Source organism: Mammaliicoccus vitulinus (genome assembly GCF_029024305.1).
GTDB lineage: Bacteria > Bacillota > Bacilli > Staphylococcales > Staphylococcaceae > Mammaliicoccus > Mammaliicoccus vitulinus.
The window spans coordinates 131,960-148,560 of the sequence record NZ_CP118974.1; the positions used below are offsets into that span (position 1 = coordinate 131,960).

Sequence of the window (16,601 nt, forward strand, 5' to 3'; positions counted from 1 at the left end):
TCTCTTATTAAGAAAATAATTGAAAGTGGTATAATAAATATTTGTATAGTTATAAGAAACCATAAATTTATTAATTAAAATTATTTCTAAATATCAATTATTTTCTGAAAGGGTATTAGTTATGTTCAATATCGGGTTAAAAAGAATACCAATCGCAATAAGCGGATTGGCATTAGGGATTATGGCGTTAAGTAATTTGTTTTATCATTTAAACTTAACGTCTATTGGATTGTTCGTCTTTATTATTTCCTGTGCAATACTTTCAATAGTAGCTTTGAAATGGATCGTCTATCCTACAATGTTTTTAAAAGAGCTTAAAAATATTAATACGTTCGCGATTCTACCTACGTTACCAATGGCGTTAATGCTATTGGTGTTTATTGTTAAAACGGAATTTTTAGTGGAGACATATGTTTTAAATATTGTTTGGTATGCTGCTATTTTATTACATGCGAGCTTTATCGTGATATTTATAGGATTTTACGCGTTTAGAAATTTTAAATCATGGCCAAATACGAGTTGGTTTGTAATGTTTGTGGGCATAGGTGTTATAGGTGAAACGTCAGCTGCGTTTAACATCAGTATAGGTCATCTAGCGACAATTGTAGGGTCTATATTTTTAATGCTTATTCTTGGATATGTATTATTTAATAAAGCTTGGCAAAATTATAACCAAGAACAATTTCCAATGGTGATCATTATGAGTGCGCCAGCAGCGTTATGTTTAAATGGATATATTTTAAATAATTCGAGTTACTCTATAGTATATGTATCTATATTTTTAGTGCTTTCACAAATGCTATTTTTATTCACTTTAATATTTTTACCTAAAATTATACAAAGGGGATTTAAAGTGTCCTTTTCAGCACTAACATTTCCATGGGTCATAACTGCAGCATCACTATATAATGTAAATCAAAATATTTATATTAATGAAACAATAACGAATATCGGCAATGTTCTATCAATTATAGACATCATTTGGGCAGCACTCGTTGTGGTTTATGTTATATATAAATATATCGTTTTCTTAACGACAAAAGATGTCGTTTATGGGTAGAGCATTATATAAGAAACTAGAAGCAACGGCAATTAAAATGTCATTGCTTCTTTTTTTAGTGATTTTACTGGTAAAAATGTAAAACATTGATAAACTAATTAAGAGAATATAAAAATTTTATTTCATATAAATAATTGAATAAAAGGAGTGTATTAATATGATGTACATTGGTGCTTTAATACCTGTTTTTATAGTTGGTTTTATCGTAATGGCTATTTTAGAGGAGAAAAAGAAAAATCGTAAATAATATTATATAGATAAATGAATTTAATATTGTTAATCTATATAATATTTTTGAAATTCATTTGCTATATATTACTATTCTTTTGTATAATGTAACTATCAAATGGTAGGAGGACATTCATGGACAATTCACAAAATCAAGTTATAGAAAGTTACAAAGATTTTTGGAAGCGTTTCGTAGATATTAATGGAAGGTCTGATCGTCCCGACTTTTGGCATCCGTTTTGGATTAATTTTGTAATTACTAGTCTTTTAGGAATAGTGTCAGCAGGCTTTTTAAGTGGACTATTTGCCTTGGCTATTATCATTCCTACTTTTACAGTGATGGTGAGAAGGTTACACGATTCGAATCGTACAATGCTTCTGGCAATTGTATATCATATTAGTGGCGTTATCGCTGGATTATTTGTAGCGATATTCATCGTTACTTTTGTATTTGCATCAAATTCTGGAAGTGGTACTTTAATTGGTCTGGCACTTATAACAGGCCCAATTTTCATGATTATTGGCGTAGTGATCATGCTTTACACTTTATACTTATTAGTCGCGCCTGGTAATAGAGAACCTAATAACTATGGTTCAGGTGGTAGCACTCAAATCGCACCGCAGCCACAAGTTAATGTTGAATAGTAAAAAAGGGGAATTGCACTGTGCAATTCCCTTTATCATATTTAAGGTTAATAATTGGAGGTCAAATATATGTCTATATTTTCTATAGGTCATTATAATTATGAGTTAGATACATTTTTAGAAATGTTGAAAAAAGCTAATATAACGATGATCGTTGATGTTCGTGCATTTCCTAATAGCAAACGCCATCCCGAATACAATAAAGAATCATTTGAACAATGGTTAGCGGATCAGAATGTAAATTATCAGCATATACAATTATTAGGTGGTCGACGAAAGTAATCACAAGAAGTTGGACCTACTCTAAATGAAGGATGGGAAAATCAATCATTTCATAATTATGCAGATTATACATTAACAGATGATTTTAAAATAGGCATCAATGAATTAATCGAAAATAGTAAAAAATATACTGTAGCAATGCTGTGCGCAGAGCAACATCCATCCAGATGTCATCGATTAATTATAAGCAATTGGTTAGTCGCACATGACATAGAGGTCAATCATATTATATTGAGAGATAAAGATGGCATAAAAATCGTACCACATCAATTAGGTCAATGGGGCGCCATGCCAATTATAGAAGATGATGGTGAAGTAGTTTATCCTAAATAAAGCAATAGATACCAAGAAAACATGGTTATACCGCTGCTATTAAAAGCAGAAGGTGCTGATTGTGCTAATAAGGCTACTGTTAAAAGCAAGATTACGGGAATGTGCAAATAAGGATAGTCATAAAAGCAAAACAGGCGAAACATGCAAATAAGGATAGCTATAAAAGCAAAATAGCGAGAACATGCTAATAAGGCTACTGTTAAAAGCAAGATTACGGGAATGTGCTAATAAGGCTACTGTTAAAAGCAAGAGGTGCGAGAATGTACTAATAAGGCTACTGTTAAAAGCAAGATTACGAGAAAGTGCTAATAAGGCTACTGTTAAAAGCAAGATTGCGAGAACATGCTCGTAAGGCTATTGTTAAAAGCAAAAGTTGCCGAACATGCTAATAAGGGTAGCCATAAAAGCAAAACAGCCGAAACATGCAAATAAGGATGGCCATAAAAGCAAAACAGCCATAACATGCTAATAAGCAATCTATAACATAGACAAGCATGCACATACAAAATCGCGAAATGACATTAAAAAATAAGCATATCACCGTATTTACTGAGAAAAATCAGTCGCGTGATATGCTTATTTATTTTGAGTAGAGCTTTATGTCTCAAGCTCTATCATTTATTCATTATTTCCCAGGACATAATGATGATTTCTTCCATACTAATATTTTATTTTTACCTGGTTGTAAATTCTGAATAGGTCCTAATATGGCATGGTCATTTCTAATGTCGTTTATTAAATCCGTATCTAATGTTACAGCTTTACCGTCTGGGTCTTCAAAGTCTGCATCGACGAGTCTTACTTTAGGTAGCGTATATGTTGAATGAATATCTCCTTTGAAGTCTAACAATTGATCAGGGATTGTGATATTTAAATATACGCCTTCTTCATCTTCAGAAATAGAAATTTGTGGGTCAAATGTATCATCTTCAATGAAGCTTTCTTCTCTATTAAAGTGTTCGGCATGATTTAAATATGCATTGTGATTGATGAATACAGGCTGTTTGATTTTATGGAAAGCTTCGTGATCGCCTTCTACTTTATATACTAAATCTTTATATTCTTCTAATGATGTCGTGTATTCATTGAATAAATGCGTACCTATATTTTTGATGTTGTCCTTGCCTACGAAAATGTTGTTATAAAAACGGTCGTCTCCTCCGTAAACTGGTGCAAATCCTGCTACTAATGTGCTATGAGGTACGTGATAAGGTGTTGCTCTATCTAACATTAATCTATGCACAATTTCTCCATGAATGATGTTGTTGATATATGCGCCACCTTGAGCATGGTTATCTAATGCATAATCGGCAGTTAAAATATTATTATCAACAATATAAGGTCCGCTACTGACTTCTACGAACAAATCTCTCGTATTGTCGGCAAAAATATTTTTACTGATTCTTGTACCTTGTGTTTGCCAATCAAACCACATACCGAGTGAACAATGATGGACGTAGTTATTGTATACATGTGTATCAATTGCAGCATGCAGTTTAATACCTGCTATTTCATGACCGAAGAATTCTCTCCTATTACCTATATTATAAATGTGGTTATTATAAACATAGCTAAATGCACTGCCTAAATGGCCAACTACGGCATTTTGTCCACAATCGTGAATGACATTATTTCTAACAATATGAGATCCAATGGTTTCTTTATTCCAGTCACTGTTAACAGCTTTAAAAACAGTTTCTATTTGGTATTGATAGCCAGGTTTATCATATCGATACGTATTAAAATTATCGCCTGTAGATATTTCTTTACCTATTGCGACTGCACTACACATAGAGTCGTGAATGAAACAGTGCTCTACGATCCAATTTTTACTCCAATGCGTATCAATCATGCCTGTTTGATTTGCTGTAGGAGGTGACCATTGAGTTGCAGCATGTGCAATTTCAAAGTTTTGAATTGTGATATAGTTCGTATGTGTCTTGATTGGACGAATCACATGCTCTCTTACGTTGATTTCTATAACTTCATTGTTTGGATTATAGTTTTGGAAATTTGCATAAACTGTAGTCGTATCTTCTTCTACATCTGCACACCAAACGTATGTTGATTCTTCTGTATAGTCAAAAGCGACTTGTTTATTTGTCCAATGATCCAACGTTTCATAAACAGGTTCTGGATTTTTTAATGCATCAAAATCATTTACTTCAAATAACGCTTGACCATTAATATAAACTTGACCTAATGTTTTATGATTATCAACAACTAACCAATCACCAAATAACTTTGTAGCAAATGGATTAAAGGCTTTGAAATATGAATTGTTGATTTCCACTTTCCATATATTTTGTTCAACATGTTCCCAGTTATCGATGACTTCAGAACCTTTAATTGTGACATGTTCATGTTCAGCTGCTTTAAAAGTAATCCTTCTAGATTCGCTTAAACCTGTATTAATATGTGTAATTGCTTCTCTATAAACACCTTCATGTACAACTACTGTATCACCAGGAAGGGCAAGTGAAGCTGCTTTATCTATCGTTAGAAAAGGTGAAGTCTCCGTACCTAATCCAGAATCAGAACCATTTTTTGATACATGTAATAAATTAGTCATTTAAATTGCTCCGTTTTATTTATATATTTCTTTCGTTCTCATTTCGCCGACGCGATTCGAACGAATTTGATTTTTAATTTGTTTAATAAACTTTTCATAATTTAAAAATAGAGTGAATAAACATATGAGTACAACTGAGAATAAAGGGAAATAAATTTGCATGGATTTAATAGCAAAGATTGTTCCTTCTGTTTGAACAGATGCACCAGCAACATAACCACCTAACGATAAAGACCAACCAACAATAGCTGATTGTAACCCGGAACCAATCTTCATACCTGCACTCGCCAAGCTGAAAATGGAACCTTGAACTGGGACGCCAGTTTTCCAATAAATAATGTCTCCTACATCTGCAACAATACCGCTTAGCGCCGCAGTGAATGGTACTAAACCAATACCGTTTATCACTAATCCAATAACGAGCATTGTTAAGTTTTCTGAGAATATACCCATAATGACATAAGAGATAATGGAAATAATTAAACCAATCAAAATACTTTGTTTAATACCTACTTTTTCAGCAAATTTAGGTGCTATTAACAAACCTAAAATCGTTGGTAATAGTGTGGATACACTTAAAATCGCCATGACATTTGCATTATCAAAAATGTATGTCGCATAGTATATTCTCATACCATTATCTGTTTGTCGTAAATACCATAAGAGATAAAGAATAATCGTGATAATAAAATATTTTTCAGTAACTAAAACTTTAAGAATCAAAGTGAATGGTACGCGGTTTGATGTTTTGTGGTCTTTTGTATGTTGTTTTTGAGCTACGTTTCTTTCTTTTACAAAATAACCTGTAATCAATAAAGGTACTGCACATAAAAAGGCGTAGATGAGCGCAGTGTATGTCCAACCTTGTTGGTTTTCACCAAAGCTTGTTACTAAAAATGTTGTAAATGTTGTAATGCAAAGCACACTAATATTTGAAAATATAAAACGAATACTCCCTAGTGAAACACGATCTTTTTCGTCTTTAGACATAAAAGAAATTAAAGATGAATAGGCAACGTTATTAGCAGTATAAAAAACGACTGAAATTAAAAAGTAAACAATAAAAATATAAATGATTTTGGCAGTATAGCCAAAAGCGTCTGGTACATTAAATAGCATAAAAGTTAAAATACCAAGTATAGGTGCTGTCCAAAAAACCCAAGGTTTCGCTTTTTCCATTTTCATATTTGTATTATCGATAATGCTTCCCATAAATAAATCAGAGAAACCATCTGCAAATCGACAAATAAGAATAATTGTCCCGATAACAGAGCCAGCAACACCGACGACATCGGTCATATAAATAATGATAAAAGACGCAATGAAAGTCCAACTGTAATTAGCGCCAAAGTCCCCGATACCGAATACAAGTTTCTCAGACATATGTAATCGCGAATGGTCATTTGATTGTAAAACATGTTCCTCAGGACTCGTTTCTGCAGTTTGATTCATAATAATATCCCTCCAGTTTTAAAAACGAAATCAGTTGGTTAGTTTTTCAAACAAACTAACTTAAGTGGAATATTACATTGAACACAATTTTTGTAAACGCTTTCTTAAAGTTATATTGGAGTACATAAATGTTTAAACATAGATAAGTGTATATACTACGCAGTTTGTAAACAGAGAAAAATCTTTATAATTTAATCCGAAAATATGATTTATGCTATAGTTAAATAAAATCAATGCTATAAGATTTTAAACAGTTTGATTCGTTAAAATGAATAAATTTGGGAGATGACGATTATGAAGCAGGCAGAAGTATTAAATTTAAATTCAAATCAAAAGTTAGTTTTACAACAAATATTTAATAATCAAGCTATCTCTAGAATTCAAATATCTAAAAATCTTGGCATTAACAAAGCAACCATTTCAAGTATTTTAAACAAACTGAAAGAAAAGAGACTCGTAAACGAAGTCGGACATGGAGAAAGTACAAGAAGTGGCGGCAGAAGGCCAATTATATTAGAAATTAATCAAAAATTTGGTTACGTTATATCATTCGATATCGGCTACCATTCAATTGAAATGATCTATAGCTATTTTAATGGTGAAATATTAAAGCACGAATCTATTCCATTAGCCAATAAAAAAATAAGTCACGTTATAGAATTATTAAAAGAACATATTAATCCAGAAGAACTTTTTAGTACACATTATGGATTGTTAGGCATATCCGTTTCAGTACATGGAATTGTAAATAACGAACAAGAAATTACGCACTTACCGTTTCACGAAGTAGAAAATATATCCATTACTGAAAGTATTAAAGAAATAGCCAATGTACCCGTCATAGTAGAGAACGAAGCAAACCTTTCAGCAATTTATGAATGTAACGTAAACAATGACTTAGCAATGAATAACTTAATCACACTTAGCATACATAAAGGAATCGGCGCCGGCTTAATCATTAATAAGAAATTGTATAGAGGAGCAGGAGGAGAAGCGGGAGAAATCGGCAAAACATTAGTATTAACAAAAGAAAACAGTCAAGCAACATATAACAAAATAGAAGACATATGTTCACAAGACGCGCTCGTACAAAAAATCAACAATAGACTCAATAAAACATTGAGCATACAAGAAGTTAAACAATTATATTACAATAACAATGAAGTCGTAAGAGAAGAAATTGAACAATTCTCCGTAAGAATCGCAACCTTAATATATAACTTGAACACACAAATAAGCCCAGAAGCCATATATATAAACTGCCCATTAATCAACGAAGTACCAGAGATATTGAACAATATCCAAACAACATTTGCAACATACACAGATAAAAAAATAGAAATCAGTTTAACCTCTAACGTTAAACACGCAACACTCCTTGGCGCAACATTAGCCATAACCCAGAAAATATTGAAGATAGATAATATCAAGTTGAAGATATAAACAATATTGGAATATAATTAATTTTATATCACAATGAAAGCGTGAGAAGATGGAATATTTATCAACAAAAGATATAAAACAACAAACATTAATAGACTTGTTTAACACAAATTGGGGAAGTGACGAAATGATCATATCCACAGGCACTTACCAATTATCAAAATTACCAGGAATCGCAGCATATGAAGACGGTCAAATACTCGGGCTCATAACATATAAAACATACGAAGATCACGTAGAAATCATTTCGTTAGATAGCTTTCTTCAAAATAAAGGCATCGGTTCAAAATTATTAAAAAGCTTAGAACAAACATGCGAAAAGAAACAAATAACGAGGATTACAGTTATAACAACAAACGATAACATAAACGCATTAAAGTTCTATCAAAAAAGAGGGTATAGAATCAAACAAGTATTGCCAAACGCAGTAGAAAAAGCCCGACAACTGAAACCAACCATACCATTAGTAGCAGAAAATGGTATTGCTATAAAGGATGAGATAGAGTTGGAGAAAAGATTTTAGGGAGAAAAAGATGATACATTACATAGAATAGTGGCGCAATGACCGTACTCGTCCTATCATTACGATATTGCTTTAAAATTAACGGAGAAAACTGACAAAATATCCCAAATCATGCTATTATGTAAATGAAAAAAGGACAACGTGCTCTAACACGTTGCCCGGTGAGCCCGTTCTAAAGACGGTGACTAAGTTATTATAAAATGATAAAAATAATCATTCTGCAAACTCTGTCAAAAGTTGGAATGGTTATTTTTTTATGCTTAAAAAAATAAAGCGTACCTCTCATATGGAGGTACGCCTTTTTTTCTCTATTCTTCAATTATATACCTGTAAATCTCATCTTTTACGGGTGTTTCCATGGATAATGTCATTGTTACGATGTTATCTTTTTTCTCGTTTGGCATCGTTGTTTCCTCGGCTGTGCCTTCTAAGTAGTGTGCTTTTCCCAGGAAATAATATTCGTTTCCATCTACAACATCTTCTTTTTTTACAAAAATATACATATCTATATTGTTCTTTTGATGTGCTAATATTTTTTGTACTTCTTTTGAGTCTAACTTTCTATTTGATCTTGTGAACCATTTGAGCTCGTCAGGGCTTAGGAATTCGTCTTCGTATTTTGTATTGTCACTAATATCATCTTGTTTATGATATGTTATGAAAATTGGTAAAGTATTATTACCGAATTTATATCCGTTGATTGTTCCGGATTCGTCTGATTTCCAGTTTAATAATTTAACGAAGTCTTTTCTCGTATATTTGTTATAAAGTAGTAATCCATTTTGGTTTCCGTGATGTGTTCTATTGTTATATTGTGCTAATTCTATTATATCTTCGACATATGTTTTGAAGAGTAGCTTTTCAAGTGATGTAGCAAAGGTTTCTGTTAATGCTACTTCATCGTTTGAAATGGTGATGATTGGTTTGCCGTATGTTTGATCAATAGTGACGCTAAAGAAACTATAGTCTAATACTTTTAAAGTTGTTTGTACGTCTTCTAAGGTAACGTTCGGATCTACATTTTGAGCGATTGCTAATAGTTCATCTATTTTATGTGGTCTTTCAATTATTGCGCTTAAAATGGTATGATCTATATTCTTTAATCCAGGTGCAATTTCTCGTGATAAAAATGTTAAATTGAGGTTTTCATTTTTGTTTAATTGTTCTTCTATTTTCTTTGCTCTAACAAGGAAATGATTATAGTTTTTATAGGCACTGTCTTTTGAATATATAACACTTGGATCTATAGAGTTCTGTCTAATAAAGTCCATGAGTAGAGGTGTTCTACCGATTCTTTGTTCAACTTCGTTATATGCTTGTTTGATGTGAGCTGCGGCACTTAATTTAACTTGTTTAAGTGAATCGTATATTTTCTTCTTAGCGACTTCTTCAAAGTTGATTGTTGAAACACCCATTAATGCAGTATTACTTGTTAAAAATCTTCTATAGTTATCTTTATTTTGAGACTGGTCACCCGATAAAGCTACTGGGATAAGATAGTTCTTCTTGTAGTTACCTATAAAGTCTATTACCGTTACATATTCTTTGTTTTCACTTTTTCTAAGACCTCTACCAAGCTGTTGAATGAAAATAATACTTGATTCAGTTTCTCTTAACATGACAATTTGGTTTACAGGTGCAATATCAATACCTTCGTTAAATAAATTAACGGTTACGATATAATTGATTTCTCCAGATTTAAGCTGCTCTATCGCTTTTTGTCTCTTTTCTGAATTGTCTTCACCTGTCAGTGCAACGGAAGGCACATTATGTAATGTTAGTTTATCAGCTAAATCTCTTGCTTCATCTTTTCTACTAACAAATATAAGTCCTTTTAATTCTTCACCGGAATATCCATAGTATTGTGTTTTTTCTAATACGTGTCTGACTCTCTCATCAGAAGTTAAATCAGTTAAGCTGCTAAAATCATCCGTTGATTTTCCTTTATGAATATAGTCTGTCACACCGAAATAATGGAAAGGACATAGTATTTCACTTTCAAGCGCTTTTTGTAATCGAATTTCATAAGCAATATTGTAATCAAACATTTCAAATATATTTAAGCTATCTGTTCTTTCAGGTGTAGCGGTCATACCAAGTACAAAATCAGGTGTGAAGTAGTTGAATACTTTTTGGTATGACTTTGCTGCAGAACGATGTGCTTCATCATATACGATATAATCAAAATGATTTTGATCAAATTGGTTATAAATATCGTCTTTGGATAAAGTTTGAATTGTAGCAAATAAATATTTAGCATGAGTTTCTTTACGCTTACCTGTTAACAAACCAAAGTCTTCATTTTTAGCAAAAGGTAATACTTTTTTGAATTCTTCTGTTGCTTTCTGTAAAATTTCTTCATTATGAACGATAAATAAAAATTTATTTGGATTAAAACTTCTAACATCTAAAGCACACAAAATTGTCTTACCTGTACCAGTCGCAGATATAATGAGCGACTTGTTTTTACCAGCTTTTCTAAGCTCAGATAAAGAATGTAAAGCTTCTTTTTGCATAATGTTTGGCTCAATTTTCACAGCCTGTTCGATGTTACTTTGAATAACATTTTGTTCCTCTGTAATGCGTAGCGCATTTTTTAAATTACGCTCATCATATGTAAGTTCATAATCTTGGATCCAAGCATCTGAAAGAGGTATGCTCTTGTTCCATAATTCATCAAATTGAGCTTTTACATTATAAACAAGGTCACCATTCTTTTGTGTAGAAAGTAAGATGTTGTGTTCATAATTTACTTTTAATGCATTAGAAGTTAAATTAGAACTTCCTACTATCATAGAAGCATAATGTTCATGCTCAAACACATAACCTTTGGCATGAAATCCGTTGACGTCGGTTAGTCTGACATCAACATTTTTAAGTTTCAATAGCTCTTTATACATCTTAGGTGTGTTAAAACCTAAATAATTAGAAGTGATAATCTTTCCGCGAATACCTTTTTGATTCAAATCATAGAGGTGAGATTTTAAACTAGCTAATCCGCTCTCAGTAATAAAAGCTACTGAAATCGTAAATGATTTGCATTTATATAGTTCGTTAATAATCGTTGAAAGTACATTCTCATCTTTATTATTAATCAATAACTTAGGCATGAAATTACCTTTATGAGAGATTGTACGATCGATAAATCCTTTATGTAGCGACTGATTAAAGTCTTCTAATAAATTATCCATTATTATCCCTCATCTACAATAATTTTTACAGCTGGTATGTCTGCCGGTGCCCATTCTAATGATTCTAATTCATGAATATTTAACCATTTAATACTTTTATGTTCAGTTAATGTAGGCATTTTTTCTTTTAACTTACATTTATATGTATGAAGATTCACAATTCCAAAATCATATTCATAAGCAGTTGAAGTAATTTTATCACCAACCTCAAGATCACATAACATTTCTTCGTTTATTTCACGTTTTAATGCATCAACTTCAGATTCGTCTTGTTCAACTTTACCACCAGGGAATTCCCACATAAGAGGTAAACTCATATTTTCATTTCTTTGCGCACAAAGAACTTTATTATCTGAAAAAATAACAGCACCAACAACTTCGATTTGTTTTTTCAAAATATTACCTCCAAAATTTCATATTTGTTTATATTTTAACAAAATTTGACCGTTACGGTAACAAATTGTAAATTTACGATCGAATAAAATGCAATTTTTGATAGTTTTAGACGAATTATTATATAAAAATGAATAGTATGATATATTCTTAATAATTCATTACATATGTTTAATATTTATGAACTATAAATAAAGGCGGTTTGGGGTTTGAGAAAACAGAGACTAAAGTTAAGTACGCTCATTATTATTGTGGTCTGCATTGTGGTGCTTTTTTCATTGCTTATTACGAGTGTATTAGTTAGTAATACGATTAAGGACACGATACATAAGACGACTGAGGAGAAGGCTGAGGTTATTGGTAAGACGGTCGCGCAGTCTGAGGTTGTTCAATTGGCTTTGAAGAAGGATGACGATGGTAAGAGGGTACAGGCGTATGCTTCTGAGATTCAACGGTCGACGGATGTGAGTTTTATTGTCGTTATGGATATGAAGGGGATTAGGAGATCACATCCTAATGAGGATTTGATTGGTAAGCATTTTAAAGGTGGAGATGAGCGTGAGGCACTGCATGGTCATGTCAGTTCTTCTATTTCTAAAGGTACGCTTGGGGAGTCTTTAAGGTCGTTCACACCTGTATATGCTGATGGTAAACAAGTCGGTGTTGTTGCTGTTGGTGTGCCGATGAAAAGTGTTTCTGAAGCATTAGCTGATGGTAATAAGAAAATTATTATCGGCTCGATTATCGGGTTAATTGTCGGTGCGATTGGTGCTTATTTATTGTCTAGGTATATTAAGCGGATTTTACTTGGCTTAGAGCCTCATCATATAGCGAAAATACTTGGAGAAAGAAACACGATGTTACAGTCTGTTCATGAAGGTATCGTAGCTGTTGATAAGGAAGGCAATATTAATTTAGTGAATAAATCAGCGATGGATATTTTTAAAAGAGCTGGTCTAAAAGGTAATCCTATAGGCATGCATATTAATGACTATATGGATTCTACACAATTACCAAAAGTTCTCGAGCTTGGTAAACCTGAACGCGATAAAGAACAGAATATTAATGGTATAAAGATTTTGGTGAATAGAGTGCCGCTTACTGTGAATAATGAAACGGTTGGTGCGATTTCAACGTTTAGAGATAAGACGGAAGTGAATAAGCTGTCTGAACAGTTAGTGGGTGTTAGGACATACGCTGATACATTACGTGCACAGTCTCATGAGTTCAGTAATAGATTGCATGTCATTTCTGGTATGTTGCAGATGGAACATTATGACGATTTGAAACAGTATATACATGAAATCGTTGAACTTGGCAGTCAAGAAAGTGGAGACATCACGTCGAATATTAAGGATGCAGTATTAGCTGGTTTCTTAATCGGCAAATTAAGTTTGGCGAGAGAACAGAATATTAAGCTTTCTATTATTAATGATACAATCATCCCTGAGCCTAATGATTCACATATCACACATGAAATGATTACGATTATAGGTAATTTGATTGATAATAGTATAGACTCTTTAGTGACATCTTCTGTTAAAAAGAAAACGATAGATGTACATTTGAAATACGATAATGGTCGTTTAATAATTGATGTTATTGATTCAGGATTAGGACTTAAAGACGAACTGGATCATCAAATATTTGAAAAAGGTTTTTCTTCTAAAGGGGAGAATAGAGGATATGGTTTACACCTAGTTCAACAAAGCATTGAAAAACTTAATGGACATATCAAAATAAATGCCAATGAAGAAGGAAATGTGCAATTTTCAGTCGTTATAAACTATCCAAAAAAGGAAGAAGATAAATGTTAAAAATACTCATCGTTGAAGATGATCCAATGGTAGCCCAAATCAATAGCCAGTTTATTGAAAAAATAGATCCTCAAGCTTCAGTAGAAATTGCACAAAATGTCACAGAAGCAATGGCTGTCCTAGAAGAGAAAGAAATCGGTTTATTATTGCTTGATATATACATGCCAGAAGAAAATGGATTAAATTTTTTGAAGTATGTCAGAGAACAAGGTTATAAAGTAGATGCCATTTTAATCACGGCAGCATCAGATGTAGATGATATCCAAACAGCATTTCGTTACGGAGCCGTGGATTACTTAATTAAGCCATTTGAATTCGAACGATTTAAAAAGTCATTGTTAAAATACAAACAAGGACAAAACTTTTTTAATGAAAATCGCAATCTTAAACAAGCAGACATAGACGCCGAGTTATTAAGTAAGAAAATCATAGAACACGAGATGGATCTTAAATTGCCAAAAGGCGTAACAAAAGAAACACTACACATGCTCATTGAGAAAATGAATGACTTTGAAAAGAACGAGTTTTCAACAGATGATATCTCGAAAGCTGTGAATATTTCTAGAGTATCCGTACGAAAATACTTAAAATTTTTAACCGATATAGATGTACTAGAAGAATCTCTAACATATGGAATAGGCCGACCAATCTATTTCTACAAATTTAAAGAAGACAATCTGAAATATTTAAAAGCTTATATGGAATAAAACTAAGAAGTAGTAATCCTGCTAATAAGAGTAGATGTGTAAACAAAAGGGGACGGACTTGCTAATAAAGACGTCCATATAAGCAACTTTCACCAGTTTTGCTAATAAGGGTACTGTTAAAAGCAAGATTGCTGGAAAGTGCTAATAAGGGTACTGTTAAAAGCAAGATTGTGAGAAAGTGCTAATAAGGATATGTATAGAAGCAAAAGTAGGCGATTGTGCTAATAAGGACTTGGTTAGAAGCAAGAGTAGGAGAAAGTGCTAATAAGGCTACTGTTAAAAGCAAGATTGCTGGAAAGTGCTAATAAGGCAGTCGTTAAAAGCAAGATTGCTGGAACATGCTAATAAGGGCACGCATAAAAGCAAAACCAGACGATCTTGCTAATAAGGGTATCCATATAAGCGACTCCCACCAGTTTTGCTTATAAAACCACGATATAAAGAAACGTTACCAATACGGTTAAACCAAACTAAATGTATTTTTAGTTTGGTTTTTTTAATTACAAAAAGATAATTAAAATTTCATAACCTATATATTTGTAAAACGTTTTCATAAAATGGGGATATATCAATTTAGGGGGATGAAGATGAACACGAAGACAAATATGAAAGCGCTTACTCAAGAAGAGTTACTGCTTGAAAATAATTTCAAAAGCTTAGGGGATAAATTAATAAAAGCTAAAGTCGGTGTATTGCCTTTACCGCTTTATGTCGTTTTAGCTGCAATTATATTAGCCGCATCCGTATATAATACATTACCAGCAGACATGATTGGTGGTTTTGCTGTCATTATGATTTTAGGAATTCTATTAGGTGATCTTGGTCAAAGAATTCCAATTCTTAAAGAAATAGGTGGACCTGCTATTTTAGCATTACTTGTACCTTCTATTTTAGTCTTTTTAGATTTGATTAACACGTCTTCTATGGAAGCGGTTACGACTTTGATGAAGACTTCTAACTTCTTATATTTCTACATTTCTTGTCTTGTAGTCGGAAGTATTTTAGGTATGAATAGTAAAGTATTGATTCAAGGATTTACACGTATGTTTGTACCTTTAGTAGTCGGTACGATTTTAGCTGTATCTGCTGGTCTATTAGTTGGATTACTGTTTGGTTATGATATTAAACATACATTATTTTATATCGTTGTACCTATTATCGGTGGGGGTATTGGTGAAGGTATTTTACCGTTATCAATTGCGTATTCATCTATTTTAGGAGGATCGGCAGAGTCATTCGTTTCTCAAATGATTCCAGCAGCTGTTATTGGTAATATTTTTGCAGTAGTTTGCGCGGGTCTGATGATGCGCTTAGGTGAAAAGAAAACACACCTTTCTGGAAATGGAAAATTAGTAAAATCTGAAAATAATGATGACATACCTGAAGAGAAGGAAAAAGAGAAAGTCATTGATTTCTCACTTATGGGAGCAGGGTTACTTATTGCATGTAGTTTCTTTATTGTAGGTACGCTCGGTGAAAAATTCATCGGTATGCCAGGACCTGTTATTATGATTTTGTTTGCAACGCTTATTAAATGTTTAAAAGTGATGCCACATAAAATGGAAGATGGTGCACATAACTTATATAAATTTGTCTCTACAAGTTTAACTTGGCCGTTAATGGTTGGTCTTGGAATGCTGTATATTCCACTAGAAGATGTCGTAAAAATTGTTACACCAGCGTACATTGTTATATGTGCATCCGTTGTATTAACAATGATAACATCTGGTTATTTCGTAGGTAAATTAATGAAAATGTATCCAGTAGATTCAGCTATTGTGACAGGCTGTCATAGTGGTTTAGGTGGTACAGGAGATGTTGCGATTTTATCAGCATCTAAACGTATGGCACTCATGCCTTTTGCACAAGTTGCAACGAGAATAGGCGGTGTGTCTACCGTTATTATGGCATCACTGTTATTAAAATTATTAAGCTAAAAGATAAAAAATTATATA

Annotated in this window: 11 protein-coding genes and 1 pseudogene; 8 read left to right on the forward strand and 4 right to left on the reverse strand. The window is 32.6% G+C overall.

The window, feature by feature from the left end; translation table 11 throughout:
• Positions 1–121: 121 nt before the first annotated feature.
• From PYW35_RS00680 to PYW35_RS00690, 3 genes and pseudogenes are all read left to right on the forward strand, one after another.
• Positions 122–1,060 (forward strand): TDT family transporter, encoded by a 939-nt coding sequence (locus PYW35_RS00680; protein WP_204107873.1) that lies wholly within the window; start codon positions 122–124, stop codon positions 1,058–1,060.
• Positions 1,061–1,423: 363 nt separating this feature from the next.
• The gene (locus tag PYW35_RS00685) at positions 1,424–1,933 is read left to right on the forward strand and encodes a DUF805 domain-containing protein (protein WP_016911042.1); all 510 of its coding nucleotides are present in this window, start codon (positions 1,424–1,426) and stop codon (positions 1,931–1,933) included.
• 69 nt (positions 1,934–2,002) lie between these two features.
• Positions 2,003–2,401: pseudogene (locus tag PYW35_RS00690) on the forward strand (DUF488 domain-containing protein); the annotation flags it as partial.
• A gap of 772 nt (positions 2,402–3,173) precedes the next feature.
• Here the strand turns inward: PYW35_RS00690 and PYW35_RS00695 are convergent.
• Together PYW35_RS00695 and PYW35_RS00700 are read right to left on the reverse strand one after the other, a co-directional pair.
• Positions 3,174–5,120 (reverse strand): right-handed parallel beta-helix repeat-containing protein, encoded by a 1,947-nt coding sequence (locus tag PYW35_RS00695; protein WP_103322186.1) that lies wholly within the window; start codon positions 5,118–5,120, stop codon positions 3,174–3,176.
• A gap of 15 nt (positions 5,121–5,135) precedes the next feature.
• Positions 5,136–6,572 carry an MFS transporter gene (locus PYW35_RS00700; protein WP_103322187.1) on the reverse strand — a complete coding sequence of 479 codons (1,437 nt, stop codon included), beginning with the start codon at positions 6,570–6,572 and terminating at the stop codon, positions 5,136–5,138.
• A 294-nt stretch (positions 6,573–6,866) separates the two neighbouring features.
• Here PYW35_RS00700 and PYW35_RS00705 point away from each other — a divergent pair, with 294 nt between their 5' ends.
• Together PYW35_RS00705 and PYW35_RS00710 are read left to right on the forward strand one after the other, a co-directional pair.
• Positions 6,867–8,015: an ROK family transcriptional regulator gene (locus PYW35_RS00705; RefSeq protein ID WP_103322188.1), complete on the forward strand. Its 1,149-nt coding sequence runs from the start codon at positions 6,867–6,869 to the stop codon at positions 8,013–8,015.
• Between the two features lie 49 nt (positions 8,016–8,064).
• Positions 8,065–8,538: a GNAT family N-acetyltransferase gene (locus tag PYW35_RS00710; RefSeq protein WP_103322189.1), complete on the forward strand. Its 474-nt coding sequence runs from the start codon at positions 8,065–8,067 to the stop codon at positions 8,536–8,538.
• 308 nt (positions 8,539–8,846) lie between these two features.
• On the opposite strand, the gene PYW35_RS00715 is transcribed toward PYW35_RS00710, so the two are convergent.
• Positions 8,847–11,729 carry a DEAD/DEAH box helicase gene (locus PYW35_RS00715; protein WP_103322190.1) on the reverse strand — a complete coding sequence of 961 codons (2,883 nt, stop codon included), beginning with the start codon at positions 11,727–11,729 and terminating at the stop codon, positions 8,847–8,849.
• 2 nt (positions 11,730–11,731) lie between these two features.
• A complete protein-coding gene (locus PYW35_RS00720; RefSeq protein ID WP_103322191.1) occupies positions 11,732–12,124 on the reverse strand; it encodes a (deoxy)nucleoside triphosphate pyrophosphohydrolase in 393 nt (130 codons plus the stop codon).
• A gap of 207 nt (positions 12,125–12,331) precedes the next feature.
• Between PYW35_RS00720 and dcuS the strand changes: the two genes are divergently transcribed.
• The 3 genes from dcuS to PYW35_RS00735 all read left to right on the forward strand — a co-directional run bounded on the left by dcuS (position 12,332) and on the right by PYW35_RS00735 (position 16,583).
• The gene (gene dcuS, locus PYW35_RS00725) at positions 12,332–13,939 is read left to right on the forward strand and encodes a DcuS/MalK family sensor histidine kinase (RefSeq protein WP_103322572.1); all 1,608 of its coding nucleotides are present in this window, start codon (positions 12,332–12,334) and stop codon (positions 13,937–13,939) included.
• On the forward strand, positions 13,933–14,646 hold the full coding sequence (locus tag PYW35_RS00730; protein WP_103322573.1) for a response regulator: 714 nt from the start codon (positions 13,933–13,935) through the stop codon (positions 14,644–14,646). The genes dcuS and PYW35_RS00730 overlap by 7 nt, the downstream gene beginning before the upstream one ends.
• 587 nt (positions 14,647–15,233) lie before the next feature.
• Entirely contained in the window at positions 15,234–16,583 is a 1,350-nt protein-coding gene (locus tag PYW35_RS00735) for a 2-hydroxycarboxylate transporter family protein (RefSeq protein WP_103322574.1), read from the forward strand.
• The last annotated feature ends 18 nt before the right edge of the window (positions 16,584–16,601 follow it).

What these genes read in the sequence shown, in the direction of transcription:
- PYW35_RS00700 (WP_103322187.1), bottom strand. Translation starts at nt 6,572, where the DNA reads ATGAATCAAACTGCAGAAACGAGTCCTGAGGAACATGTTTTACAATCA.
- PYW35_RS00685 (WP_016911042.1), top strand. Translation starts at nt 1,424, where the DNA reads ATGGACAATTCACAAAATCAAGTTATAGAAAGTTACAAAGATTTTTGG.
- PYW35_RS00705 (WP_103322188.1), top strand. Translation starts at nt 6,867, where the DNA reads ATGAAGCAGGCAGAAGTATTAAATTTAAATTCAAATCAAAAGTTAGTT.
- PYW35_RS00735 (WP_103322574.1), top strand. Translation starts at nt 15,234, where the DNA reads ATGAACACGAAGACAAATATGAAAGCGCTTACTCAAGAAGAGTTACTG.
- PYW35_RS00680 (WP_204107873.1), top strand. Translation starts at nt 122, where the DNA reads ATGTTCAATATCGGGTTAAAAAGAATACCAATCGCAATAAGCGGATTG.
- PYW35_RS00730 (WP_103322573.1), top strand. Translation starts at nt 13,933, where the DNA reads ATGTTAAAAATACTCATCGTTGAAGATGATCCAATGGTAGCCCAAATC.
- PYW35_RS00695 (WP_103322186.1), bottom strand. Translation starts at nt 5,120, where the DNA reads ATGACTAATTTATTACATGTATCAAAAAATGGTTCTGATTCTGGATTA.
- PYW35_RS00715 (WP_103322190.1), bottom strand. Translation starts at nt 11,729, where the DNA reads ATGGATAATTTATTAGAAGACTTTAATCAGTCGCTACATAAAGGATTT.
- PYW35_RS00710 (WP_103322189.1), top strand. Translation starts at nt 8,065, where the DNA reads ATGGAATATTTATCAACAAAAGATATAAAACAACAAACATTAATAGAC.